The sequence below is a fragment of the Limnobacter humi genome (genome assembly GCF_024518835.1).
Lineage (GTDB): Bacteria > Pseudomonadota > Gammaproteobacteria > Burkholderiales > Burkholderiaceae_B > Limnobacter > Limnobacter humi.
Genome location: NZ_JANIGO010000004.1, coordinates 99,757 through 118,159 on the forward strand (window position 1 = coordinate 99,757; position 18,403 = coordinate 118,159).

The 18,403-nt window shown below is 55.1% G+C and carries 18 protein-coding genes; 9 read left to right on the forward strand and 9 right to left on the reverse strand.

Annotated elements, in window-relative coordinates:
• Positions 1-7: 7 nt before the first annotated feature.
• On the reverse strand, positions 8-643 hold the full coding sequence (locus NQT62_RS12135) for a DNA-3-methyladenine glycosylase family protein (protein ID WP_256764986.1): 636 nt from the start codon (positions 641-643) through the stop codon (positions 8-10).
• Positions 640-2,043 carry a cysteine--tRNA ligase gene (gene cysS / locus NQT62_RS12140; protein ID WP_256764987.1) on the reverse strand — a complete coding sequence of 468 codons (1,404 nt, stop codon included), beginning with the start codon at positions 2,041-2,043 and terminating at the stop codon, positions 640-642. The genes NQT62_RS12135 and cysS overlap by 4 nt, the downstream gene beginning before the upstream one ends.
• Before the next feature lie 185 nt (positions 2,044-2,228).
• On the opposite strand from cysS, the gene NQT62_RS12145 reads away from it, so the two are divergent.
• The 4 genes from NQT62_RS12145 to NQT62_RS12160 all read left to right on the forward strand — a co-directional run bounded on the left by NQT62_RS12145 (position 2,229) and on the right by NQT62_RS12160 (position 6,201).
• A complete protein-coding gene (locus tag NQT62_RS12145; protein WP_256764988.1) occupies positions 2,229-3,371 on the forward strand; it encodes a L,D-transpeptidase Cds6 family protein in 1,143 nt (380 codons plus the stop codon).
• Positions 3,372-4,670: a L,D-transpeptidase family protein gene (locus NQT62_RS12150; protein WP_256764989.1), complete on the forward strand. Its 1,299-nt coding sequence runs from the start codon at positions 3,372-3,374 to the stop codon at positions 4,668-4,670.
• Between the two features lie 127 nt (positions 4,671-4,797).
• The gene (locus NQT62_RS12155; RefSeq protein ID WP_256764990.1) at positions 4,798-5,289 is read left to right on the forward strand and encodes a peptidylprolyl isomerase; all 492 of its coding nucleotides are present in this window, start codon (positions 4,798-4,800) and stop codon (positions 5,287-5,289) included.
• A gap of 93 nt (positions 5,290-5,382) precedes the next feature.
• Entirely contained in the window at positions 5,383-6,201 is an 819-nt protein-coding gene (locus NQT62_RS12160) for a UDP-2,3-diacylglucosamine diphosphatase (RefSeq protein ID WP_256764991.1), read from the forward strand.
• A gap of 12 nt (positions 6,202-6,213) precedes the next feature.
• Here the strand turns inward: NQT62_RS12160 and cysE are convergent, their stop codons facing one another.
• Positions 6,214-7,014 carry a serine O-acetyltransferase gene (gene cysE, locus NQT62_RS12165; protein ID WP_256764992.1) on the reverse strand — a complete coding sequence of 267 codons (801 nt, stop codon included), beginning with the start codon at positions 7,012-7,014 and terminating at the stop codon, positions 6,214-6,216.
• A gap of 48 nt (positions 7,015-7,062) precedes the next feature.
• Complete coding sequence (locus NQT62_RS12170) at positions 7,063-7,884, reverse strand: RNA methyltransferase (protein WP_256764993.1); 822 nt, start codon at positions 7,882-7,884, stop codon at positions 7,063-7,065.
• A 45-nt stretch (positions 7,885-7,929) separates the two neighbouring features.
• Here NQT62_RS12170 and NQT62_RS12175 point away from each other — a divergent pair, with 45 nt between their 5' ends.
• From NQT62_RS12175 to NQT62_RS12185, 3 genes are all read left to right on the forward strand, one after another.
• On the forward strand, positions 7,930-8,697 hold the full coding sequence (locus tag NQT62_RS12175) for an inositol monophosphatase family protein (RefSeq protein WP_256764994.1): 768 nt from the start codon (positions 7,930-7,932) through the stop codon (positions 8,695-8,697).
• A 99-nt stretch (positions 8,698-8,796) separates the two neighbouring features.
• Entirely contained in the window at positions 8,797-11,406 is a 2,610-nt protein-coding gene (gene mutS, locus NQT62_RS12180; protein WP_256765188.1) for a DNA mismatch repair protein MutS, read from the forward strand.
• Between the two features lie 44 nt (positions 11,407-11,450).
• Positions 11,451-12,527 (forward strand): metallophosphoesterase, encoded by a 1,077-nt coding sequence (locus tag NQT62_RS12185; protein ID WP_256764995.1) that lies wholly within the window; start codon positions 11,451-11,453, stop codon positions 12,525-12,527.
• Positions 12,528-12,547: 20 nt separating this feature from the next.
• Here the strand turns inward: NQT62_RS12185 and NQT62_RS12190 are convergent, their stop codons facing one another.
• Entirely contained in the window at positions 12,548-13,096 is a 549-nt protein-coding gene (locus tag NQT62_RS12190; RefSeq protein ID WP_256764996.1) for an FKBP-type peptidyl-prolyl cis-trans isomerase, read from the reverse strand.
• A 121-nt stretch (positions 13,097-13,217) separates the two neighbouring features.
• Here NQT62_RS12190 and NQT62_RS12195 point away from each other — a divergent pair, with 121 nt between their 5' ends.
• Positions 13,218-14,369, forward strand: a complete 1,152-nt coding sequence (locus NQT62_RS12195; protein WP_256764997.1) for a cupin domain-containing protein — start codon at positions 13,218-13,220, stop codon at positions 14,367-14,369.
• Between the two features lie 239 nt (positions 14,370-14,608).
• Positions 14,609-14,827 carry a hypothetical protein gene (locus tag NQT62_RS12200; protein WP_256764998.1) on the forward strand — a complete coding sequence of 73 codons (219 nt, stop codon included), beginning with the start codon at positions 14,609-14,611 and terminating at the stop codon, positions 14,825-14,827.
• Positions 14,828-14,898: 71 nt separating this feature from the next.
• Here NQT62_RS12200 and NQT62_RS12205 read toward each other — a convergent pair whose 3' ends face one another.
• From NQT62_RS12205 to NQT62_RS12220, 4 genes are read right to left on the reverse strand one after another with little or no spacing between them, the layout of a single operon-like run.
• The gene (locus NQT62_RS12205) at positions 14,899-15,723 is read right to left on the reverse strand and encodes an MBL fold metallo-hydrolase (RefSeq protein WP_256764999.1); all 825 of its coding nucleotides are present in this window, start codon (positions 15,721-15,723) and stop codon (positions 14,899-14,901) included.
• Positions 15,724-15,749: 26 nt separating this feature from the next.
• Positions 15,750-16,913, reverse strand: coding sequence for an NlpB/DapX family lipoprotein (bamC, locus tag NQT62_RS12210; protein ID WP_256765000.1), 1,164 nt, complete (start codon positions 16,911-16,913; stop codon positions 15,750-15,752).
• 25 nt (positions 16,914-16,938) lie between these two features.
• Positions 16,939-17,817: a 4-hydroxy-tetrahydrodipicolinate synthase gene (gene dapA, locus NQT62_RS12215; protein WP_256765001.1), complete on the reverse strand. Its 879-nt coding sequence runs from the start codon at positions 17,815-17,817 to the stop codon at positions 16,939-16,941.
• A 12-nt stretch (positions 17,818-17,829) separates the two neighbouring features.
• A complete protein-coding gene (locus tag NQT62_RS12220; RefSeq protein ID WP_256765002.1) occupies positions 17,830-18,399 on the reverse strand; it encodes a class I SAM-dependent methyltransferase in 570 nt (189 codons plus the stop codon).
• Positions 18,400-18,403: the final 4 nt, after the last annotated feature.

Sequence of the window (18,403 nt, forward strand, 5' to 3'; positions counted from 1 at the left end):
GGTTCTCTTAGTAGTCGACCACGGCTGGATCGAGACTGCGCCACAAATACCATGCTGCCACTGTCCGCCAAGGTCTTAATTTTTCCCCGAATTGTAGTGCTTCTTTGGCGGTTATGGGTTGGCCGTTGAAAAATTGGCGGGACAAGCCCTTCTGGATACCGAGGTCGTCTGCCGGCCATACATCAGGCCGACGCAACCCGAACATTAAAAACATGTGTGCGGTCCAGGGACCGATGCCCTTGATGGCACACAGGTGGCGAATGCATTCATCGTCCGTCAAGCCATCGAGTAGGGCAAGGTCCAGTTGCCCGGCTTGGTGAAACTCACTCAGCGCTCGCGCATAACTCACCTTGGATCTGGACAAACCAGCGGCCCGGAGACGCTCCTCGGGCAAATTCAGTAGACGGCGGCTGTCTACAACATCACCCAAAGCGGCGACAACCCTCCCCCACACTGCGTCAGCAGCTTTCACCGATATCTGTTGACCGATCAATGAACGGAGCAAGGTTTCATATGGCGCTCCGCGTGAGCGCAATGCGCGATCGGCGTGGCGCTCGATCAGGCCAGCCCAGACTGCGTCACGCCGGGCCAGTTCTTGGCAGGCCTGGCGCCAATAATCGGGCGCCTGAGGGTCGAGGTTCACACGCGTCGCCATTGGGTGGGGCCACCGCGCACATCTTCCAATGCAACCCCTTGGTCCAGCAGGCTTTTTCGAATGTCATCGGCCTTGGCAAAGTTTTTCTCGGCCTTGGCCTGCGCACGCTGTGCAATCAGTGCCTCAATGTCCGCCTCACCCAGCACGGCCTGCTCACCGACTGAGGCTTTCAGGAAAGCCTCTCCGGTGCGTCCCAGCAAACCCAGCAATTGGGCCAACGCTTTTAACCGGGCGGCCAACGCAAGGTCAGCCTCACGGTTCACCTCATTGGCCATGTCAAACAGCACAGCTGCAGCCACAGGCGTGTTGAGGTCATCATTCATCGCCAGCGCAAAGCGGGTTTCGAAGTCCAGATTCCAGTCAATGTCTGCCACGGGCTGGACATCACCCACTGCTTTGTACAGTCGACCCAATGCGGCCTTTGCATCTTGCAGATGCGCCTCAGAGTAGGTCAGCGGGCTTCTGTATTGGGCCCGCAAAATGAAAAAGCGAATCACCTCGGGATCGTACACTCGAAGTATGTCTCGAATGGTGAAAAAATTACCCAGGGATTTGGACATTTTTTCGTCTTTGCCGTCAGTGACCACGCGCACAAATCCATTGTGCATCCAGTGGCGCGCAAACTCACCTCCGTTGGCTCCCACACTTTGGGCGATCTCGTTTTCATGGTGTGGAAACTGCAGGTCCGCGCCTCCGCCATGAATATCGAAATCATTGCCCAACAATTTGCAACTCATGGCTGAGCATTCAATGTGCCAACCAGGGCGACCTTCACCAAACGCCGATGCCCATTTTGCGTCGGCAGGCTCATCGGCTTTGGCACTTTTCCAGAGAACGAAATCGAGCGGATCATTTTTGGTGCCGGACACCCCAACGCGCTCGCCGGCACGAAGTTCATCCACGCTTTTGCCCGACAGGCGTCCGTATTGCGGAAACGCGCGCACCGAGAAATTGACATCCCCCGATTCATCCCGATAGGCCAAGCGCTTGTCCATCAGCGATTGAATCATTGATTGCATTTCAGCCACATATTCTGTAGCTCGGGGCTCGTGGTCCGGACGTTCAACACCCAGCGCATCGGCATCCTCATGCATGGCGGCGATGAACCGATCGGTCAATTCACGGATGGATTCCCCGTTTTCCAGGGCGCGACGGATAATTTTGTCATCAATGTCGGTAATATTACGAACGTAAGTAACGGTATAGCCCAGTGCGCGCAACCAGCGTTTCAACAAATCGAAAACCACCATCACGCGGGCATGCCCCAGGTGGCAAAAATCGTAAACGGTCATGCCGCAGACATACATGCGCACCTGCCCGGGCGCCATGGACACAAACACCTGTTTTTCCCGGGCCAGCGAATTGTAAATTTGGAAAGTTGATTTCATGGGAATGTGTTGAAAGTACCGCGGATGCATGGAACCCCGACAGGTCGGGTGAGCAACCACTCTACCCGCTCCGGGGCTTGCTACAATAGCGGCCGAGTATATCATTACCCGATTACCGAGTTTTCCGTACCCCATTCAGTTCTCGAGGCAACCCTTTTGCGAATCGCATGCAGGACACAACAACAATGACAAACACACACAAAAAGCCGCGCAACACTGCAAGATCCCTGCTGGTGTGTGCGTTGATGGGATTGGCACTGGCCGGCGGCCCCAGCCGCGCTGACGAAGCAGACGAAGTCTCCAAACTGATTCAGCAAAACCAGTATGACCGTGCGCTGGCCCGGGCCGATGCTTACCTGGCCAACCGACCCAATGATGCTCAAATGCGATTTCTGAAGGGCTTGATCCTGACTGAGCGGGGCAAAACCAACGAAGCCATCACCATATTTACCAAACTGACCGAGGATTACCCAGAATTGCCCGAGCCTTACAATAACCTAGCGGTGTTGTACGCAGGCAAGGGGGATTACGAAAAGGCGCGTGAGGCTCTGGAGATGGCGATCCGCACCCACCCCAGCTATGCCACCGCCCATGAAAACCTGGGCGATGTGTACGCCAAACTGGCGTCACAATCGTATGACAAAGCGCTTCAACTGGATGGTCGCAACCAAACTGCGCAAACAAAACTGGCCTTGGTGCGCAATCTGATTGCCGGCAAAACGCCAGAAACTCTGGCTGCGGCCACGCCAGCGGCTAGCCCCAAAGCAAAGACAAGCGCACCCGCAGCGGCCCCCCAGACCACACCACCGGTGGTTGCCAGTGCCACCCCGGCGGCCACCGACCAGCCGTCTTCGCCCGCAGCACCCATTGTGACGGCAACCGCCAAAGCGCCAGCCGCAGCAGCAACGGTGGCGGCCGCAACCAGCCTTCCCAGCATTTCTGCAAGCACGCCAAGCAAGGACAAACCAGCCAACAAGCCCACCCTGGGCACAGACACCGACGTCCTCAATGCAGTGGAACGTTGGGCAAAAGCCTGGACAGATCAAGACATCAAAACCTACTTGAATTCTTACAGCGAGGAATTTGATACTCCGGGCAAAATGAGCCGCGAGAACTGGGAAAAAATGCGTGAACAGCGTATTGTCGGGAAAGAATCCATCCGCGTGGTGGTTGAAAATCCGCTGATCACGATCACCGGCGATGAGGCCACCGTCAAATTCAAGCAAAGCTATTTCTCAAACCGTCTGAATAACATTTCCAACAAAACCCTGACCATGAAGCTTGAAAATGGCGCCTGGCGAATCACCAGCGAGCGCGTGGGAGGCTAAATGCAGTGGGTTGGCAGGACATGGCGACGATGGAGCAAGGGCATCAAGCTAATGGCGCCCTTGCTGTTCTGGGGGCTAACCGCAGCGCCCAGCTTCGTTGAGTCCAAAGAAGGGGCATTTGAACTGGCTGGTTATGCCGATGTGCAGACTGGATCCAAGGCCTTGGCAGGACAGCTGTTTGACCGCCAGGGTTACCGCCCAGTCATCGACACGGCTGTGGAAGACATCTATCTCGCCCTGAGTGCCAACCAACTGGACAAAGCACTCAAACTGACCGATCGCTTGCTGGCGGAGTTTCCAAACTTCCACCTGGGTTACATGATTCGGGGTGACATCCTGTCCATGAAAGCAGGTCGGATGGTCCGAAGCATTGGGGACATTCCAAATGTGCCCAAGTCCAAGCAAGATGACCTGGCCGACCTCAAGGCCGAAGCTGTTGCTCGTTTTCGTGCTGTTCGCGATCGGCCCAAACGTGACCTGTTGCCTGCCGAGCTGGTTGAACTGGACAGCGACCAGCGGTATGTCATTTTGGTGGACACCTCCCGCTCCCGTCTGTTTCTGTACGAAAACGCATTCCCCTACCCGCGCTTGGTGACCGACTTTTACATTTCCCAAGGGCGCATGGGTGCGGTCAAAAGCAAGGAAGGTGACAAGCGAACACCGATTGGCGTGTATACCATCACCGAGCTGTTGCCCAAAGAAAAGCTAAGCGACTTTTATGGGCCGATTGCGCTGCCCATCAATTACCCAAACACCTGGGACAAACGACTGGGCAAAACCGGCAATGGCATTTGGCTACATGGCATGCCCAAAAGCTATGTGAGCCGGCCGCCAAAAGCCAGTGACGGGTGCGTGGTTCTGGCCAACCAGGACCTGCTGGCCTTGAAGCAGTTTGTGCGAGTGGGCAATACCCAGGTGCTGATCGCTGAGCGGCTCGACTTTGTACCACAAGACGTTTGGCAGACCCAGCGCAAGGCATCCATTCGGGTGTTGAAGGCGTGGAAAGATGATCTTGAAAAGGGCCTGAGCAAAGGACTGGCGCACTATTCCAGTGAAGTGAGAATCGATGGAAAGGACCTGGGTGCCTGGCAGCGAGCCAAGCATCTGGACCAAAAAGGTTTTGGCACCATCAAAATCAATGACATCACCATGATGCGTTATCCAAGCGAGAAAAATGACATGATGTGGGTGTCATTCCGGCAGGAAGACCGCGTGTCTGGCGAGGTTCGCAAACAGCAATACTGGATGAAAGTGGGTACCCGCTGGCAAATTGTCCAGGAAGACACCGAAAAACTTTGAAGCAGAGGGACACACCGTGCAAGACAGCAAAAGAACTCTCCTGAAGTGGTCGCTGATGACGGCATTTGCTGTTAGCATCGGAACCTCAACAATTTCAACTGCGTTTGCTAAGGCAGGCAAAAAACCCATGGTCAAACTCAAAACGAATTTCGGTGACATCACCATCACTCTGGATGCTGAAAAAGCCCCGGCCACTGTGGCCAACTTTCTGGACTATGCCAAAAGCGGCTTTTACAGCAACACCATTTTCCACCGCGTCATCAACGGCTTCATGATCCAGGGCGGCGGCTTTGAACCGGGTATGAAACAAAAACCCACCAAAGACCCGGTGAAAAATGAAGCCAACAACGGCCTGAAAAACGAAAAGTACACGGTCGCCATGGCGCGGACCAATGACCCGCACTCCGCCACAGCCCAGTTCTTCATCAACACTGAAAACAACGAATTCCTGAACTTCAAGAGCCCAACACCCCAAGGATGGGGATATTGCGTGTTTGGCAAGGTCACTGAAGGCATGGACGTTGTGGACAAAATTGTCACGGTTCGCACCGCATCCAAAGGCTTTCACCAAGACGTGCCGGCCGAAGACGTGGTGATCCAGAGCGTGGAAGTGCTGTAATCCAACCGCACTGATACCTAGAAAGCCTCCGCTGGTCGGGGGCTTTTTTGTATCAACCTGACAAATCCAACCAAACTCTCGAATTGAACGATTGTGATTGAACTGTCTGACCATTCCACCCTGTATTGCGCATCGGACCTACACCTGTCTCGAGATACCCCGCACACCCTTCAAGCCTTTGAAAACTGGCTGGCTGGTGTGGCCACAGAAGATGCCATCGTCTGGCTGTTGGGAGACATTTTCGAGGTGTGGTACGGCGATGATTATTCCGATGAATGCACCATGCGGTTTGAAAGGGCAGTCCACAGCGCTGTTGCCGCAGGTGCGACACTGTCGGTCATGCATGGTAACCGTGATTTTTTGTTGGGGGAGGACTTTGCAGAACGCTGCGGCATGACCCTGCAACCCGATCCGGAATTTTTTAATATTGCAGGCCGCGTGTTGATGTTAACCCATGGTGATGCATTGTGTACCGATGACACAGCCTACCAAGCATTTCGCCGACAAAGCCGGGAGGTGGCGTGGCAAAAAAATCTACTGAGCCAACCACTGAACCATCGAATTGCCCTGGCGAAGAGTATCCGGCAGGAAAGTACAGCGCACAAAGCCAACAGCGCCCTGTCCATTCAAGACGTCAATGCAGTGGCTGTTCAAGAGGCATTCCTCGGACGATGGCCAGACGGTGACTACATTGGACCTTGCCACGCCATGGTGCATGGGCACACACACCGCTGCGCTGTGCACATCGCAGGGGGCAAAGCCATCCAAGGCTCACACACCGGCCAACTGGTCGACGGTATCCGGATTGTGTTGCCGGACTGGAATTTTGACACCCCAGAACCCGGGCAATCCAAGGGTGGTTTCTTGAGCATTCAGGCCAACGGCGCCTACGCGCTCACGGTGTTCAACTAGCCAGCCCCCACCCTAGTCGTCCACCAACTTGTTGAGGGCTTTCAATTCCTCACAGTCTTTTGAAACAGGCTCAACCGATGAGCCTGATCTGGTGTTGTTCGCGGACTGGTCTGCAGTCGGTTGTTCAGCCAATGCGCGCTCCAATTGCTCGATGCGCTGCTGCTGAACAATCGCCTGGTCAATCAGACCATGGATGGCCTTGATCAAGGGGTCATCCCCATTTTTGGAAACACCGTAGGCCGAGAATTCAGCCTTGGTTTTAACGGCACCGATTGCTTCATGGGACTGCACATCGGACTCGTCCTTCACAATCATGCGGGCAGGGTTTCCCACCGCCGTTGCACCGGCGGGTACAGGCTTGGTCACCACTGCATTGGAACCGATTTTTGCGCCCTCACCCACCGTGAAAGGCCCCAGCACCTTGGCCCCGGCACCCACCACCACCCCCCGTTCCAAGGTTGGGTGGCGCTTGCCCTGCTCCAGCGAGGTGCCGCCCAACGTAACACCTTGGTAAATCGTGCAATCGTCCTGAATCACCGCTGTTTCGCCAATCACCACACCCATGCCGTGGTCGATGAACACGCGCTGACCAATGGTGGCGCCCGGGTGAATTTCAATGCCCGTGAAAAAGCGCCCCAAATGTGACAAGAAGCGGGCCAGCGTGGTCATTCCCCGCCCCCAGCAAGCATGGGCCATGCGATGCCAGATGAGCGCATGTAAACCGGGGTAGCACAGCAACACTTCCAGACGTCCGCGTGCAGCGGGGTCTTTTTTGAGAATGTTGTCGATGTCTTCCTGAATACGAACCCACATGGCGTGCCGGTGATGAATGATTGGATCGGATTGGGCAGTGTACCAGCATCACTCGCTGCGCGACCGTTGGCCGCCCGCTTCGTGGGGGTAAAGCCGCCCGTCGGCCACGCGGACCACATCGCTCAAAAAACCCCGTAACATGTCCACCTCCTCCTGCTCCAGTTGGGCTTTACCCAACAAGCGAGACAAACGCTGAATCAGCTTTTTCGGTTTGTCGGGATTGAGAAAATCCACCCGCTCCATGGCAGTCAACCAATGGGTCTGCAACTGGGCCACCGCCTCTGCAGTGGCCAGGTTAACTGCAGCAGCCCCTCGCTTTTCTGGATTGGGCACTTGCGGAACATCGGCCCCAGTTCGCAACTCCCCCTCAACCCGCAAGGCATAGCAAACAATTTGGACCGCTTGGGACAAGTTCAGGGAGTTGTAAACCGGGTTGGACGGAATGTAGACCTGCCGATTGCATTGCTGCAGTTCCTCATTGGTCAGGCCTGTTCGCTCCGCGCCAAACACAAACGCACTGTTCAGTCCCGATGCCCGCGCTTCAAACACCTCCGCTGCGGCCACCGCCGGGCTTTGCAACACCGGCCCCAATTCCCGCAGGCGCGCAGACAGGGCATACGAGCGGTGACAGTCGTGCAGTGCTTCAGGCAGGCTGTTGTAGACCCGGGCCTGTTGCAACACATCCACGGCTCCGCTGGCCAAGGCAACCGCTTCCTCGTGCGACGCAATGTCATCAAACCGGGGGCTGACCAGCCTCAAATCGCCCAAACCCATGGTTTTCATGGCCCGAGCCACCGACCCAACATTGCCTGGATGGCTGGTTTTTACGAGAACAATCGAAATGCTGGCAAGGGAATTGGCTAGGCTCATCTATAATGGTGGGTTAAATGACATTTAGACTTCGAAGGACAGGCCATGCACCCGATGCTGAACGTGGCGGTTAAAGCCGCTCGCGCCGCTGGAAAAATCATTAACCGGGCGGAACTCGATCTGGACCAGATCAAGGTCGGCGTCAAGGGCCCCAATGACTTTGTGACTGAAACTGACCAGGCCGCTGAGGCGGCCGTCATTGACGCCCTGAAACAAGCCTTTCCTGACCACGCCATTCTAGCCGAGGAAAGCGGTGCATCTGGCACCTCCGATTACGAGTGGATCATCGATCCCATCGATGGCACCGCCAACTTCATTCACGGTTACCCTCACTATGCCATTGCCATCGCATTGCGCGTGCAAGGCGTTGTGCAGCAAGCGGTGGTCTACAACCCCGCCACCAATGACCTGTTTACTGCATCCAAGGGCGAAGGCGCATTTCTCAACAATCGCCGTATTCGTGTGTCTAAACGCAGCAAACCCAATGAGTTTTTGGTCGGCTTCGCATTTCCCAGTGGCGTCAGCGAAGGCTCCCAGGACGTGAAAAAGAAAATGCTCGCGCTGACTGAGAGCACCGCTGGCATTCGCAAGTCGGGATCTGCAGTGCTGGACCTGGCCTATGTGGCCTGCGGTCGCCTCGATGGTTACCTGTGCTTTGGACTGAAGCCTTGGGACCTGGCCACCGGCGTGCTGCTCGTGTCTGAAGCAGGAGGCCTGATCACTGACCCGCAAGGCAATGGCGACTACATGGACAGCGGCAATGCCGTGGCCGGCAACCCAAAGGCACTTCAATACCTGTTGAGTTTCAAGTAAGCGGACAGCCAGCGAGGCACCAGCAACGTGACCGAACGCACTGTGAACGACGGCGCAAACGCCCTGAACACCCCATCGGCTTTTGACAACCACACGCCGATGATGCAGCAGTACCTGACGCTGAAAGCCAGTTACCCGGACAAGCTGTTGTTTTACCGCATGGGCGACTTTTACGAGTTGTTTTTCGAAGACGCCCAAACGGCTGCCCAGTTGCTTCAAATCACCCTGACCCACCGGGGACAGTCCGCCGGGCAACCCATTCCCATGGCGGGCGTGCCGTTCCATGCCGCCGACCAGTACCTTGCCAAACTTGTTGCGCTGGGGCACTCGGTTGCCATTTGCGAACAAGTGGGAACGCCTGGCCAAACCAAAGGGCCTATGGAACGGCGAGTGGCCCGTGTGGTTACGCCGGGCACACTCACCGAAAGTACCCTGCTGCCCGATCAGGAAAACAAAACCCTGCTGGCCCTGTACTCTGAAAATGGGCACCAATGGGGCGTGGTGTGCATGGCCCTGTCTGCGGGCAGCGTACGCCTGCTGGAATGCGATCATGCCGGTTTGAATGCCCACATCAGCCGCTTCAATGCGGCTGAAATCCTCGTGAATAATCGCAGCCTGGCGGCGCAAGCTGGCATTGGACACCCCATTGAACGACCAGCCTGGCACTTCGATGCGGGTTTTGCTCAAAACCACCTCAAAAGTGTGCTGCAAGCCGCCAACCTGGACAGTTTGGAGCTGGACAAGGCCAGTTTGGCCATTCCCGCCATGGGTGCGGCATTGCAATATGCCAAAGAAACCCACCTCAATGTCGACACCTTCAAACACCTGTCCGACATTCAGGTGGAACATGGTAGCGATTATCTGGTGCTGGACGAAGCGGCCAGGCGTAACCTGGAGCTGACTGAAACCTTGCGGGGTGACCCAGCGCCCACGCTGTTTTCCCGCCTGAACAAAACCGGCAGCGCCATGGGTGCAAGGCGGCTTCGGCAGTGGGTGCTGGAACCCCTGCGTAGCCTGAATACAATTGAGCAGCGTCAAACCGGTATTGAACGTTTGCAAACCTTGCGCAGCGACAGTGCCGAACCCGTGTGCACAGAACTGACCCGGCACATGCGCCGGCTGTGCGACATGGAACGCATCAGCAGCCGAATTGCCCTGCAAAGTGCCAAACCGCGTGACTTGCTGGCGCTTCGAGACAGTCTGGCCCTTCTGCCCATACTCGCCGAGTTGCTGGGCAGGCTGGACGGTGAACTCGAGCACGGCAGCCACTTGAACAACAGCCCAGCCGCGTTTAAAGCAACATGCCAGGCACTGCAATTTCCGTCGGTGTTACTGACTGAGCTCCAAACAGCGCTGGACGATAATCCACCTGCCCTCATCCGCGATGGCGGCGTGATTGCCGCTGGCTATCATGCCGAGCTGGACGAACTTCGGGACATTCAAACCGGCAGCGGCCAATTCCTGATCGAACTAGAGCGGAAAGAACGCGAAGCGACAGGCATTGCGAACCTCAAAGTGGAATTCAATCGCGTTCATGGCTTTTACATCGAGGTGTCTACGGCACAAGCTGACAAAGTGCCTGCGCATTACACGCGCCGGCAGACCATGAAGAATGCCGAGCGGTACATCACGGCTGAACTGAAAGCTTTTGAGGAAAAAGCGCTGTCAGCCAAAGACCGTGCGCTAAACCTTGAGAAAGTGATCTACGAACAACTGCTGGTGTGGTTAGACCCATTCACGCCCGCCCTGCAGCGCTGTGCCCGAGCCTTGTCCGAGCTGGATGCCTTGTGTGCTTTGGCCACGGTGGCCTTTGATGCCGGCTGGACACGCCCGCACATGGTCAACCACCCGGTGTTGGACATTCAGCGTGGCCGTCACCCGGTCATCGAGCAGCAGGTCGAGGTGTTTACACCCAACGATTGCCAGTTGCACCCTGGCAGATCGATGGCACTCATCACGGGCCCCAACATGGGCGGTAAAAGCACGTACATGCGTCAAACTGCCTTGATTGCCCTCTTGGCTCACATGGGTTCCTTCGTGCCAGCAGACCATGCGCAAATCGGCATTCTGGACCGCATATTTACCCGCATTGGAGCGTCGGACGATCTGGCTGGCGGCCGTTCAACCTTCATGGTTGAAATGACGGAGGCAGCCACCATCGTTCGTCAGGCAACATCGCAAAGCTTGGTGATCATGGATGAAATTGGTCGGGGTACATCCACATTCGATGGTCTGTCCCTGGCTTGGGAAATCGCGCGTCGCCTGGCCCAACACAACCGCTGCCTTACCCTGTTTGCCACACACTATTTCGAAATCACTCAACTGGCCATGGAACAGGATGGGGTGTTTAATCTGCACCTGTCGGCCACAGAACATCAGGGCAGGTTGGTGTTTCTCCACCGGGTGGAAGCGGGGCCAGCCAGTCAGAGTTATGGTCTGCAAGTGGCCAAATTGGCTGGGTTACCGGCCCTGCTGGTGAAAAATGCACAAAAACGACTTGAAAAGCTCGAAGCTGCGCAACACACCAACAATGCGCAGGCTGGGCTGTTTGACAGCCTAGCCACTGCACCAAACCAAGCACCTGCACTGCCTGAGGAGTTGGGACTCATTCTGGAAAAACTGGCCGAAGTGGATCCAGACGATCTGTCCCCACGAGATGCACTGCAACTTTTGTTTCACCTGAAAGGTCTACAGCAACAATTTCATTGACCCCTCCTTTCACCACGCTGCGCATGCTGCACAACTTTCGATCCATGGCCGTCGTGCTAGGCGGCTTTCTGATGGCGGCCTCACCCGTTTTTGCGGACGGGAAAGCCAGTGGCACCCCCGAGGCTCAAATCATGAGCCCAACCAAAATGCTGTTGGACAAAGCCAGCGAACAGATTCAGCGGTTATTGAACCCGCCCTTTTCATTTGCCCTGATCGGTGACCAACCCTACCACCCGTCCCAGGAAAAGGCCTTGGACACTCTTCTGAAAGAATTGGATCGCAACCATGATGTGGAGTGGATTCTGCACGTGGGTGACATCAAAGGCGGCAGCGAACTGTGCACCGACAGCTTGATCAGGCATCGGCTGAACCAACTGAAGAGAATCCAAAAAGCACTGGTTCTGTTGCCAGGTGACAATGAATGGACCGATTGCCATCGGGATAGCAACGGCAGTTTCGACCCCCAAGAGCGGCTCGCCTACCTGCGCAAACAGGTCTACACCAAGCCATTGACCTTGGGCAAAGCGGCGTTCAAGGTACGCCAGCAAACTGCCTTGGGTTTTCCTGAGCATTTGATGTGGCAACAGGGCAGCACACTGTTCATCACCCTGAACATACCTGGCAGCAACAACGATCTGGTCAACCCCAGCTCACGCGGCCTGCGCGACGAAGAGGTTCAGCGCTTGTTCAATACGCGCCAACAGGCGGTGGATGCCTGGCTTGCGGAGGCTGAACAACTGTTCAAAAAAGACGATGCACCCACCGAAACAGTGATTGCCTTCCAGGGCGACCCACTGGATGGGTCGGGTACGCCATTCAGCATGGACCGAATGCTGGTAAGGCCCGATGGCTACGAACCGCTCATGAAACGATTGGTGCAATTCACCGCGAACACCCATCGCCCCATGCTGATCGCCCACGGTGACACGCACCGATATCGATGGGACCAACCCGACTTGAGCAAATATGGCGCAACACCAGAGGTGAATGCGCTGATGTACCGGGTGGAAGGCTGGGGCCATCCATTCACCAACCAATGGGTGAAGGTCACCATCACACCCGGCAAACCGAAACCATTCCAGGCCGAGAGCATTCTAGTAAGCACTGAAAACCCAAACTGAACGCCCGGCAGGCTGGTTAATTAATTGAGTTTATGGGCATCCGGATTGGATGCCACTGAAAACAACGACTGGGCAGCCGCACCATTGGCGATTTCTTCGGCGTTGGCAAGGCGTATGTCCGTGACCTTCAAGTGATAGCGCAAAGCCATCCCTGCCAGTGGGTGGTTGCCATCCAGCACCACCTTGCCATCCGCAATGTCCGTCACAGTCCACACACGACCAAAGCCCGTGTTTTCGGCATTGGCCGGTTCATCGGGCGATGTTTCATCCTCCACCGGCATTTCTTCCAACTGCATGCCAATGCTCAATTCTTCAGGAAAATTCTCGATGGATTCGATCCGCATCAATTCAGGATCAAAATCACCGAACGCATCCTCGGGCTCCAACTGGATAAAAACCTCCTCACCAACCGCTTTACCCTCCAGTGCCTCCTGAAGCTTGGGAAATACCTCATGTTCACCGCCCTGCAGGTAAACAATGGGCTCGCCGCCATGGGGCTGGATTACATCGCCTTGCGCATCACGCAACTCAAAATCCACGGTCACCACCATGCCTTGTTCTACATTCATTGCCAAAACTCCGAAAATTAAAGGGCGCAACGCGGTGCACCTGTCAAGGTGGCCTATGATACGCCTTAATTCCATACCCAAACCGACCGAGCCCACGGGCCAATCGCGATTGAACCAGACCATGATCCCTGCCCTTAGTCACCTGTCCGGACTACCAGTAGAAACCTTCATGAACGAGGATTGGCATGTTCGCCCTCGTTTATTTCGGGCCGCTTTTCCTGATTTTGAACCGTTGTGCGACCTGGACACCATCGCGGAAATGGCTTCTGACGAGGACATCGAAAGCCGGTTGATTCAGCGGAAAGGCGAACAATGGCACCTTGAACAAGGACCGTTTGAGAAACTGCCTCTCTTGCAAACCAAAGGTTGGACGGTGTTGATTCAGGGTGTTGACCAGGTTCTGCCGGAAGCCTATGAACTGTTGCATCGGTTCCGTTTTATCCCGGATGCCCGCTTGGACGATGTCATGCTCAGCCTGGCCAGCGATCAAGGTGGCGTTGGCCCCCATTATGATTCTTATGATGTATTTCTGCTGCAGATGCATGGCACGCGTCGATGGAAAATTGGCCCACTGCGAAACGCCCGACTGCGCACAGATACCCCATTGAAAATCCTCGAGGGTTTTGAACCAACCGAGGAATATGTGCTGGAGCCCGGCGACATGCTGTACCTTCCCCCCAATTATGGGCACGAAGGCATCGCCGAAGGCATTTGCAGTACCTTGAGCATCGGATTTCGGGCACCGACCCATGCGGAGGTGCTGGGTGGCTTGCTGAGAGACTTGGCCGATACAGTGGAGCACACGGCATCCCTGAAAAATAGCTTATTTTCCGATCCACAGCGCGGTCAAACCACCACCCCGGCCGAACTACCAACGGACTTGGTGAAATTTGCCAGACAATTGCTGGACGAATTTAAACCCGAAATCCACCAGCTTGAAAAAAGCCTGGGCTGCTTACTGACAGAACCCAAGCCCCATGTGTATTTTGTACACAACACTGAGGACATGTCACCGTCAGAAATTTTGAAGGTTCTGAAGGCCCGGGGAATCGCATTGTCGATGAAAACCAAAATGTTGTTCCGAGGTGACCAGTGTTTTATCAATGGTGAGGCAATCGCGCCGAAAACCGCATCCTGTCTAAAGTTGCTGCAAATACTGGCAAATGAACACGAAATGGATGTCGATACTGCCGAATCAGCCCTTCAAGACAAAGAATTTCAATATTTTTTAATTGGATTTGCAAAAGCAGGCTGGGTAGAAACCCTAAATTAAGTGAATTCATTTAAAATTCGGAACGACTGCGCAAAGTCAATAGAGTTTAGTCTCGAAAATTTGGTCGGAAGAATGACTTGAATTTACCGGGCTATTCGATAAACTTTGCAAAGTTTTCCGGTCGAGTGCTTGAACACCCGATAGGAAACTGGGTGATTCTGGGTTCTCTTGGGAGCCTATTTACTCAATAAACGGCGCCTTAAACAAGCGTCCATTTCGTGACCCCAAAAGGAATAAACATGAAAAACTCGATTCTGATCGCTTCCCTGTTCGCTGTTGCCCTGGCCGCTTGCGGCAAGAAAGAAGAAGCTGCTCCTGCCGCTCCTGCTGCTGAGCAAGCTGCTCCTGCTGCGCCTGCCGCTCCTGCTGCTGAGCCAGCACCTGCTGCTCCTGCCGCAGCTCCTGCTGAGCAAGCTCCTGCTGCTCCAGCCGCTGCTCCTGCAGAAGAGAAGAAGTAATTCTTCAGTTCTCAACAGAGAACACAAAAAACCCCGAGTTTATCTCGGGGTTTTTTTATGTCTGGTCAACATCAGGCTGCCTCAAGGCGACCCGTGTTTAGATCAACCCACTCCAAACCGTTGTCCTGTGCGGCAATCCTGAAAGGGATACCCCGGGGGCCCAACACAGCCTCCCAAAGGGCTTGGACGAGTGTTGGGCAGTTGGTGGTTTTGCTCAAATGCGCTGCAACAACCTGTTGTAGCCGCCCCGAATCCAACCGACTCAGAATGTCACAGGCCACCTGATTGCTCAAATGGCCATAATCGCCACCCACACGCCTTTTCAGACTCTCTGGATACGGCGACATGGCCAATCGATCCGGGCAATGGTTGGACTCCAGAATCAGCGCATGAGCCCGATTCAACATTTGAACCAAGTGCGGTGTCGAACTACCGCAGTCGGTGAGAATACCCACCGTGAAACCCGTATCCGATTCAATCAGCAGTTGAACGGGTTCTGCTGCATCATGGGGGACAGGAAAGGGATGAATAAACAGTGAGCCCACACAAAATGACGTGTGACTGTCAATCAAACGCACGCGCCCGGTGTGGAGGTACTCAGGTGCGCTGAGTTTGGAGCGAAGCGCTGCTCTCCAGGTACCGTGGGTGAGAAAAACCGGGGTACCAAATTTTCTGCTGAATTTAAACACCCCACCAATGTGATCGTCGTGCTCATGGGTCACGACAATCCCATCGATATCAGCTGGGCTGAGACTCATCCGATTCAAACGGGCCACGGTCTCCTTGACCGCAAAACCACAATCCACCATGACCCTGACCAGACGATCGCTTTGCTGACTCTCAAACAGCCAGCTATTGCCCTCGCTGCCGCTGCCCAAACTGCAAAATCGAATCATGGTAGATGTTTTCAAACCACCGTGACTTATTGGCGCAGCTTGGCGGCCAGTCGATTGGAAGCCTCTTCAGACACCTTGGGATCGATGGCTGCGCCACGCTCGGAGGTGAACTTGACGGATGTGGCCTGGTCATTCTGGGATGCGACAACAACCTGGAACCGTTGATCAGCTTTCAGGTTTTTGGTGCCGGCATCTCCGCCAAACAGTTTGCCAAAAAAGCCAGTTTCCTTCTTCTCGGCCGATGCAGAGTCCGGTGTGTACTTCACATAATAAACACCATTGGAACGGTCTCGGTCTTCCACGATGAAACCAGCCCGATCCAAACCAAACCCAACACGACGCCAAGCAGACGGGAAGTTTTCCGCCAACACAATGGCCGCACCGTTTCCGTCTTTCTGGACAGTGATCAACTGTTGGCCCACCGATCGTCCGGCATCTTTGGCCGCTTGTTCGTCACCGGTCAGCTTGGCCATCAAGCGGTTCATCATTTCCGCTTCCAGTTCCGGGTCTTCAGGTCGATTCATCCACTGAAGGGTGGTCTGGCTTTTGTCGGTGTAGTTTTCTTCCATGCCACGGTGTGTGATGAACACCTCCACACCGGTTTCAGTGGGTTCCACACGGGTCCGATACCGATCTCGCTGGTTACTGGAATACATCCCATCAAACACTCGGCCAATCACCTTGCGAATACCATCCATGGGGATATTGGCTCGGTTTTCTGCCCAGTTGGTCTCCATCAGGCCAATCTTGGGATCATCCGTTGACAGCTCAAAACCATTTTCTTTCCAGAAATCCCGAAGCCTGGGCCAGAGTTGCTCCGGCGGCATTTTCACTTCCAGAGAGCGCACATTACCCGTCTTTTTGATCTTCACGTCAGCAGTCGACACCAACACCGGTTCGGACTTGACCGCGCGTGAGCCAGCCACAGCACCGCCACCGGCACGATTGCTGTAATAGGACGATGCTGACACGGCCCCGTTGGCAGACTCGCCGGGAATTAAAAACTGCTCATCTGCAGACTGTGCAGTCAAATCTGGGGGAACATCCAGGCCAGTCTCCCGCTTTTCAGCAGTCTTGTAGGCCACTTTCTGGCCCTCCACCATGTTGGTGTACGTGGAGCAACCGGCCAGCGCAGCCACAGCAGCCACCAGCACCAATTGTTTCAATGGTCGGTTCACAATCAATTCCATGTCAGAAGTCGCCTTCGGTGAAGCTTCAATCAATCAGTTGGTGGGCGCGCAACGCCGCATCAACTACAGGGTGATAATTCGTTTCCAGCCGAGTCAACGGCAACCGGATACCGGGCGCCATCAAACCCATTTTGGCCAGCGCGTATTTCACTGGAATGGGGTTGGCCTGGCAAAACATGGCTTTGTGCAAGTCCAACAATGACAGGTTGATGGCGTGGGCGGTCTGGGCATCACCAGCCATCGCCGCTACACACAATTGATGCATCAACCGAGGTGCAACGTTGGCAGTTACGGAAATATTGCCTTTGCCACCCATCAGCATCAAATTCACCGCAGTGGGGTCATCACCGCTGTACACAGCAAAGTGTTTGCTGCAATCCCGAACCAGCCAAGCCCCCCGCTCCAGATTGCCGGTGGCCTCTTTAATACCCACGATACCAGGCACCTGACTCAAACGAACCACGGTCTCGTGCGCCAAGTCGGCAACGGTACGACCGGGTACGTTGTACAACACCACCGGCAAATCAACCGATTCCGCCACTTTTCGGAAGTGTTGATACATGCCTTCCTGGGTGGGCTTGTTGTAATAAGGGACCACTTGCAAACTGGCAGCCGCTCCCACTTTTCGGGCGTACTCGGTCAGCTCGATGGCCTCGGTCGTGGAGTTTCCGCCTGTGCCCGCAATCACCGGAATGCGCCCTGCGGCTTGCTCGACAGCCACACGAATTAACTCGCCATGCTCTTCCACATCAACGGTGGGCGATTCTCCGGTGGTGCCAACCGCCACAATGGAATCAGTGCCTTCCTGAATGTGCCAATCGATGAGCTTGCGGTAGCTGTCATAGTCCAGCGAACCGTCTTCAAACATCGGCGAAACAATCGCAACAATGCTGCCTGTGATCATTGAGTCCCTTCACTAGAATGTATGCGTTTCAGATTGTATCTCAGACCATGGACCCGTAATGGCCACCAGTCGTTGAATCATCGCTGGACCCGGGGTGGTTCTTCGACCCTGTTCAAAACGCATGACCTGGGTTGAGGATAGACGCTGAAGAAGCTCACCGGGTTCCAGCAGAAAATCAGGATTTTTCGGTGACCCGAAACGGGCGTTGCCAGCCATGAATGTTTCATAAACCAACACCCCGCCAACCGGCCTCAAACTCGCCAACAAAGCCTCAAAATGTGGTCGATACAAATAATTGGTAACCACAATGAGATCGTAGTGTGCCAACGGCAATGGCCATTCGGGCTGTTCAAGGTCTAATTGTTCAAACCGGACATTGGCAGGCCAACGGGCGCGGTCCGGCACTTGACGGTCAACCGCATGCACATCAAAGCCCAATTGTGCAAGATACCGCGAATGTCGCCCCGAACCACAGGCCAGATCAAGCGCCCTCAAGCCCTGACAAGGCCGGTGAGTGCCCCAAACCGACTGGACAGCCGAAACCACCCAATCGGACGGGGTGCCCAAATCGCTGTGATTCATCCCC

Coding starts and splice junctions, on each gene's coding strand:
- cysS (WP_256764987.1), bottom strand. CDS start 2,043: ATGAAATCAACTTTCCAAATTTACAATTCGCTGGCCCGGGAAAAACAG.
- NQT62_RS12145 (WP_256764988.1), top strand. CDS start 2,229: ATGACAAACACACACAAAAAGCCGCGCAACACTGCAAGATCCCTGCTG.
- NQT62_RS12150 (WP_256764989.1), top strand. CDS start 3,372: ATGCAGTGGGTTGGCAGGACATGGCGACGATGGAGCAAGGGCATCAAG.
- NQT62_RS12155 (WP_256764990.1), top strand. CDS start 4,798: ATGGTCAAACTCAAAACGAATTTCGGTGACATCACCATCACTCTGGAT.
- cysE (WP_256764992.1), bottom strand. CDS start 7,014: ATGTGGGTTCGTATTCAGGAAGACATCGACAACATTCTCAAAAAAGAC.
- NQT62_RS12170 (WP_256764993.1), bottom strand. CDS start 7,884: ATGAGCCTAGCCAATTCCCTTGCCAGCATTTCGATTGTTCTCGTAAAA.
- NQT62_RS12175 (WP_256764994.1), top strand. CDS start 7,930: ATGCACCCGATGCTGAACGTGGCGGTTAAAGCCGCTCGCGCCGCTGGA.
- mutS (WP_256765188.1), top strand. CDS start 8,797: ATGATGCAGCAGTACCTGACGCTGAAAGCCAGTTACCCGGACAAGCTG.
- NQT62_RS12185 (WP_256764995.1), top strand. CDS start 11,451: ATGGCCGTCGTGCTAGGCGGCTTTCTGATGGCGGCCTCACCCGTTTTT.
- NQT62_RS12190 (WP_256764996.1), bottom strand. CDS start 13,096: ATGAATGTAGAACAAGGCATGGTGGTGACCGTGGATTTTGAGTTGCGT.
- NQT62_RS12195 (WP_256764997.1), top strand. CDS start 13,218: ATGATCCCTGCCCTTAGTCACCTGTCCGGACTACCAGTAGAAACCTTC.
- NQT62_RS12200 (WP_256764998.1), top strand. CDS start 14,609: ATGAAAAACTCGATTCTGATCGCTTCCCTGTTCGCTGTTGCCCTGGCC.
- NQT62_RS12205 (WP_256764999.1), bottom strand. CDS start 15,723: ATGATTCGATTTTGCAGTTTGGGCAGCGGCAGCGAGGGCAATAGCTGG.
- bamC (WP_256765000.1), bottom strand. CDS start 16,913: ATGGAATTGATTGTGAACCGACCATTGAAACAATTGGTGCTGGTGGCT.
- dapA (WP_256765001.1), bottom strand. CDS start 17,817: ATGATCACAGGCAGCATTGTTGCGATTGTTTCGCCGATGTTTGAAGAC.
- NQT62_RS12220 (WP_256765002.1), bottom strand. CDS start 18,399: ATGAATCACAGCGATTTGGGCACCCCGTCCGATTGGGTGGTTTCGGCT.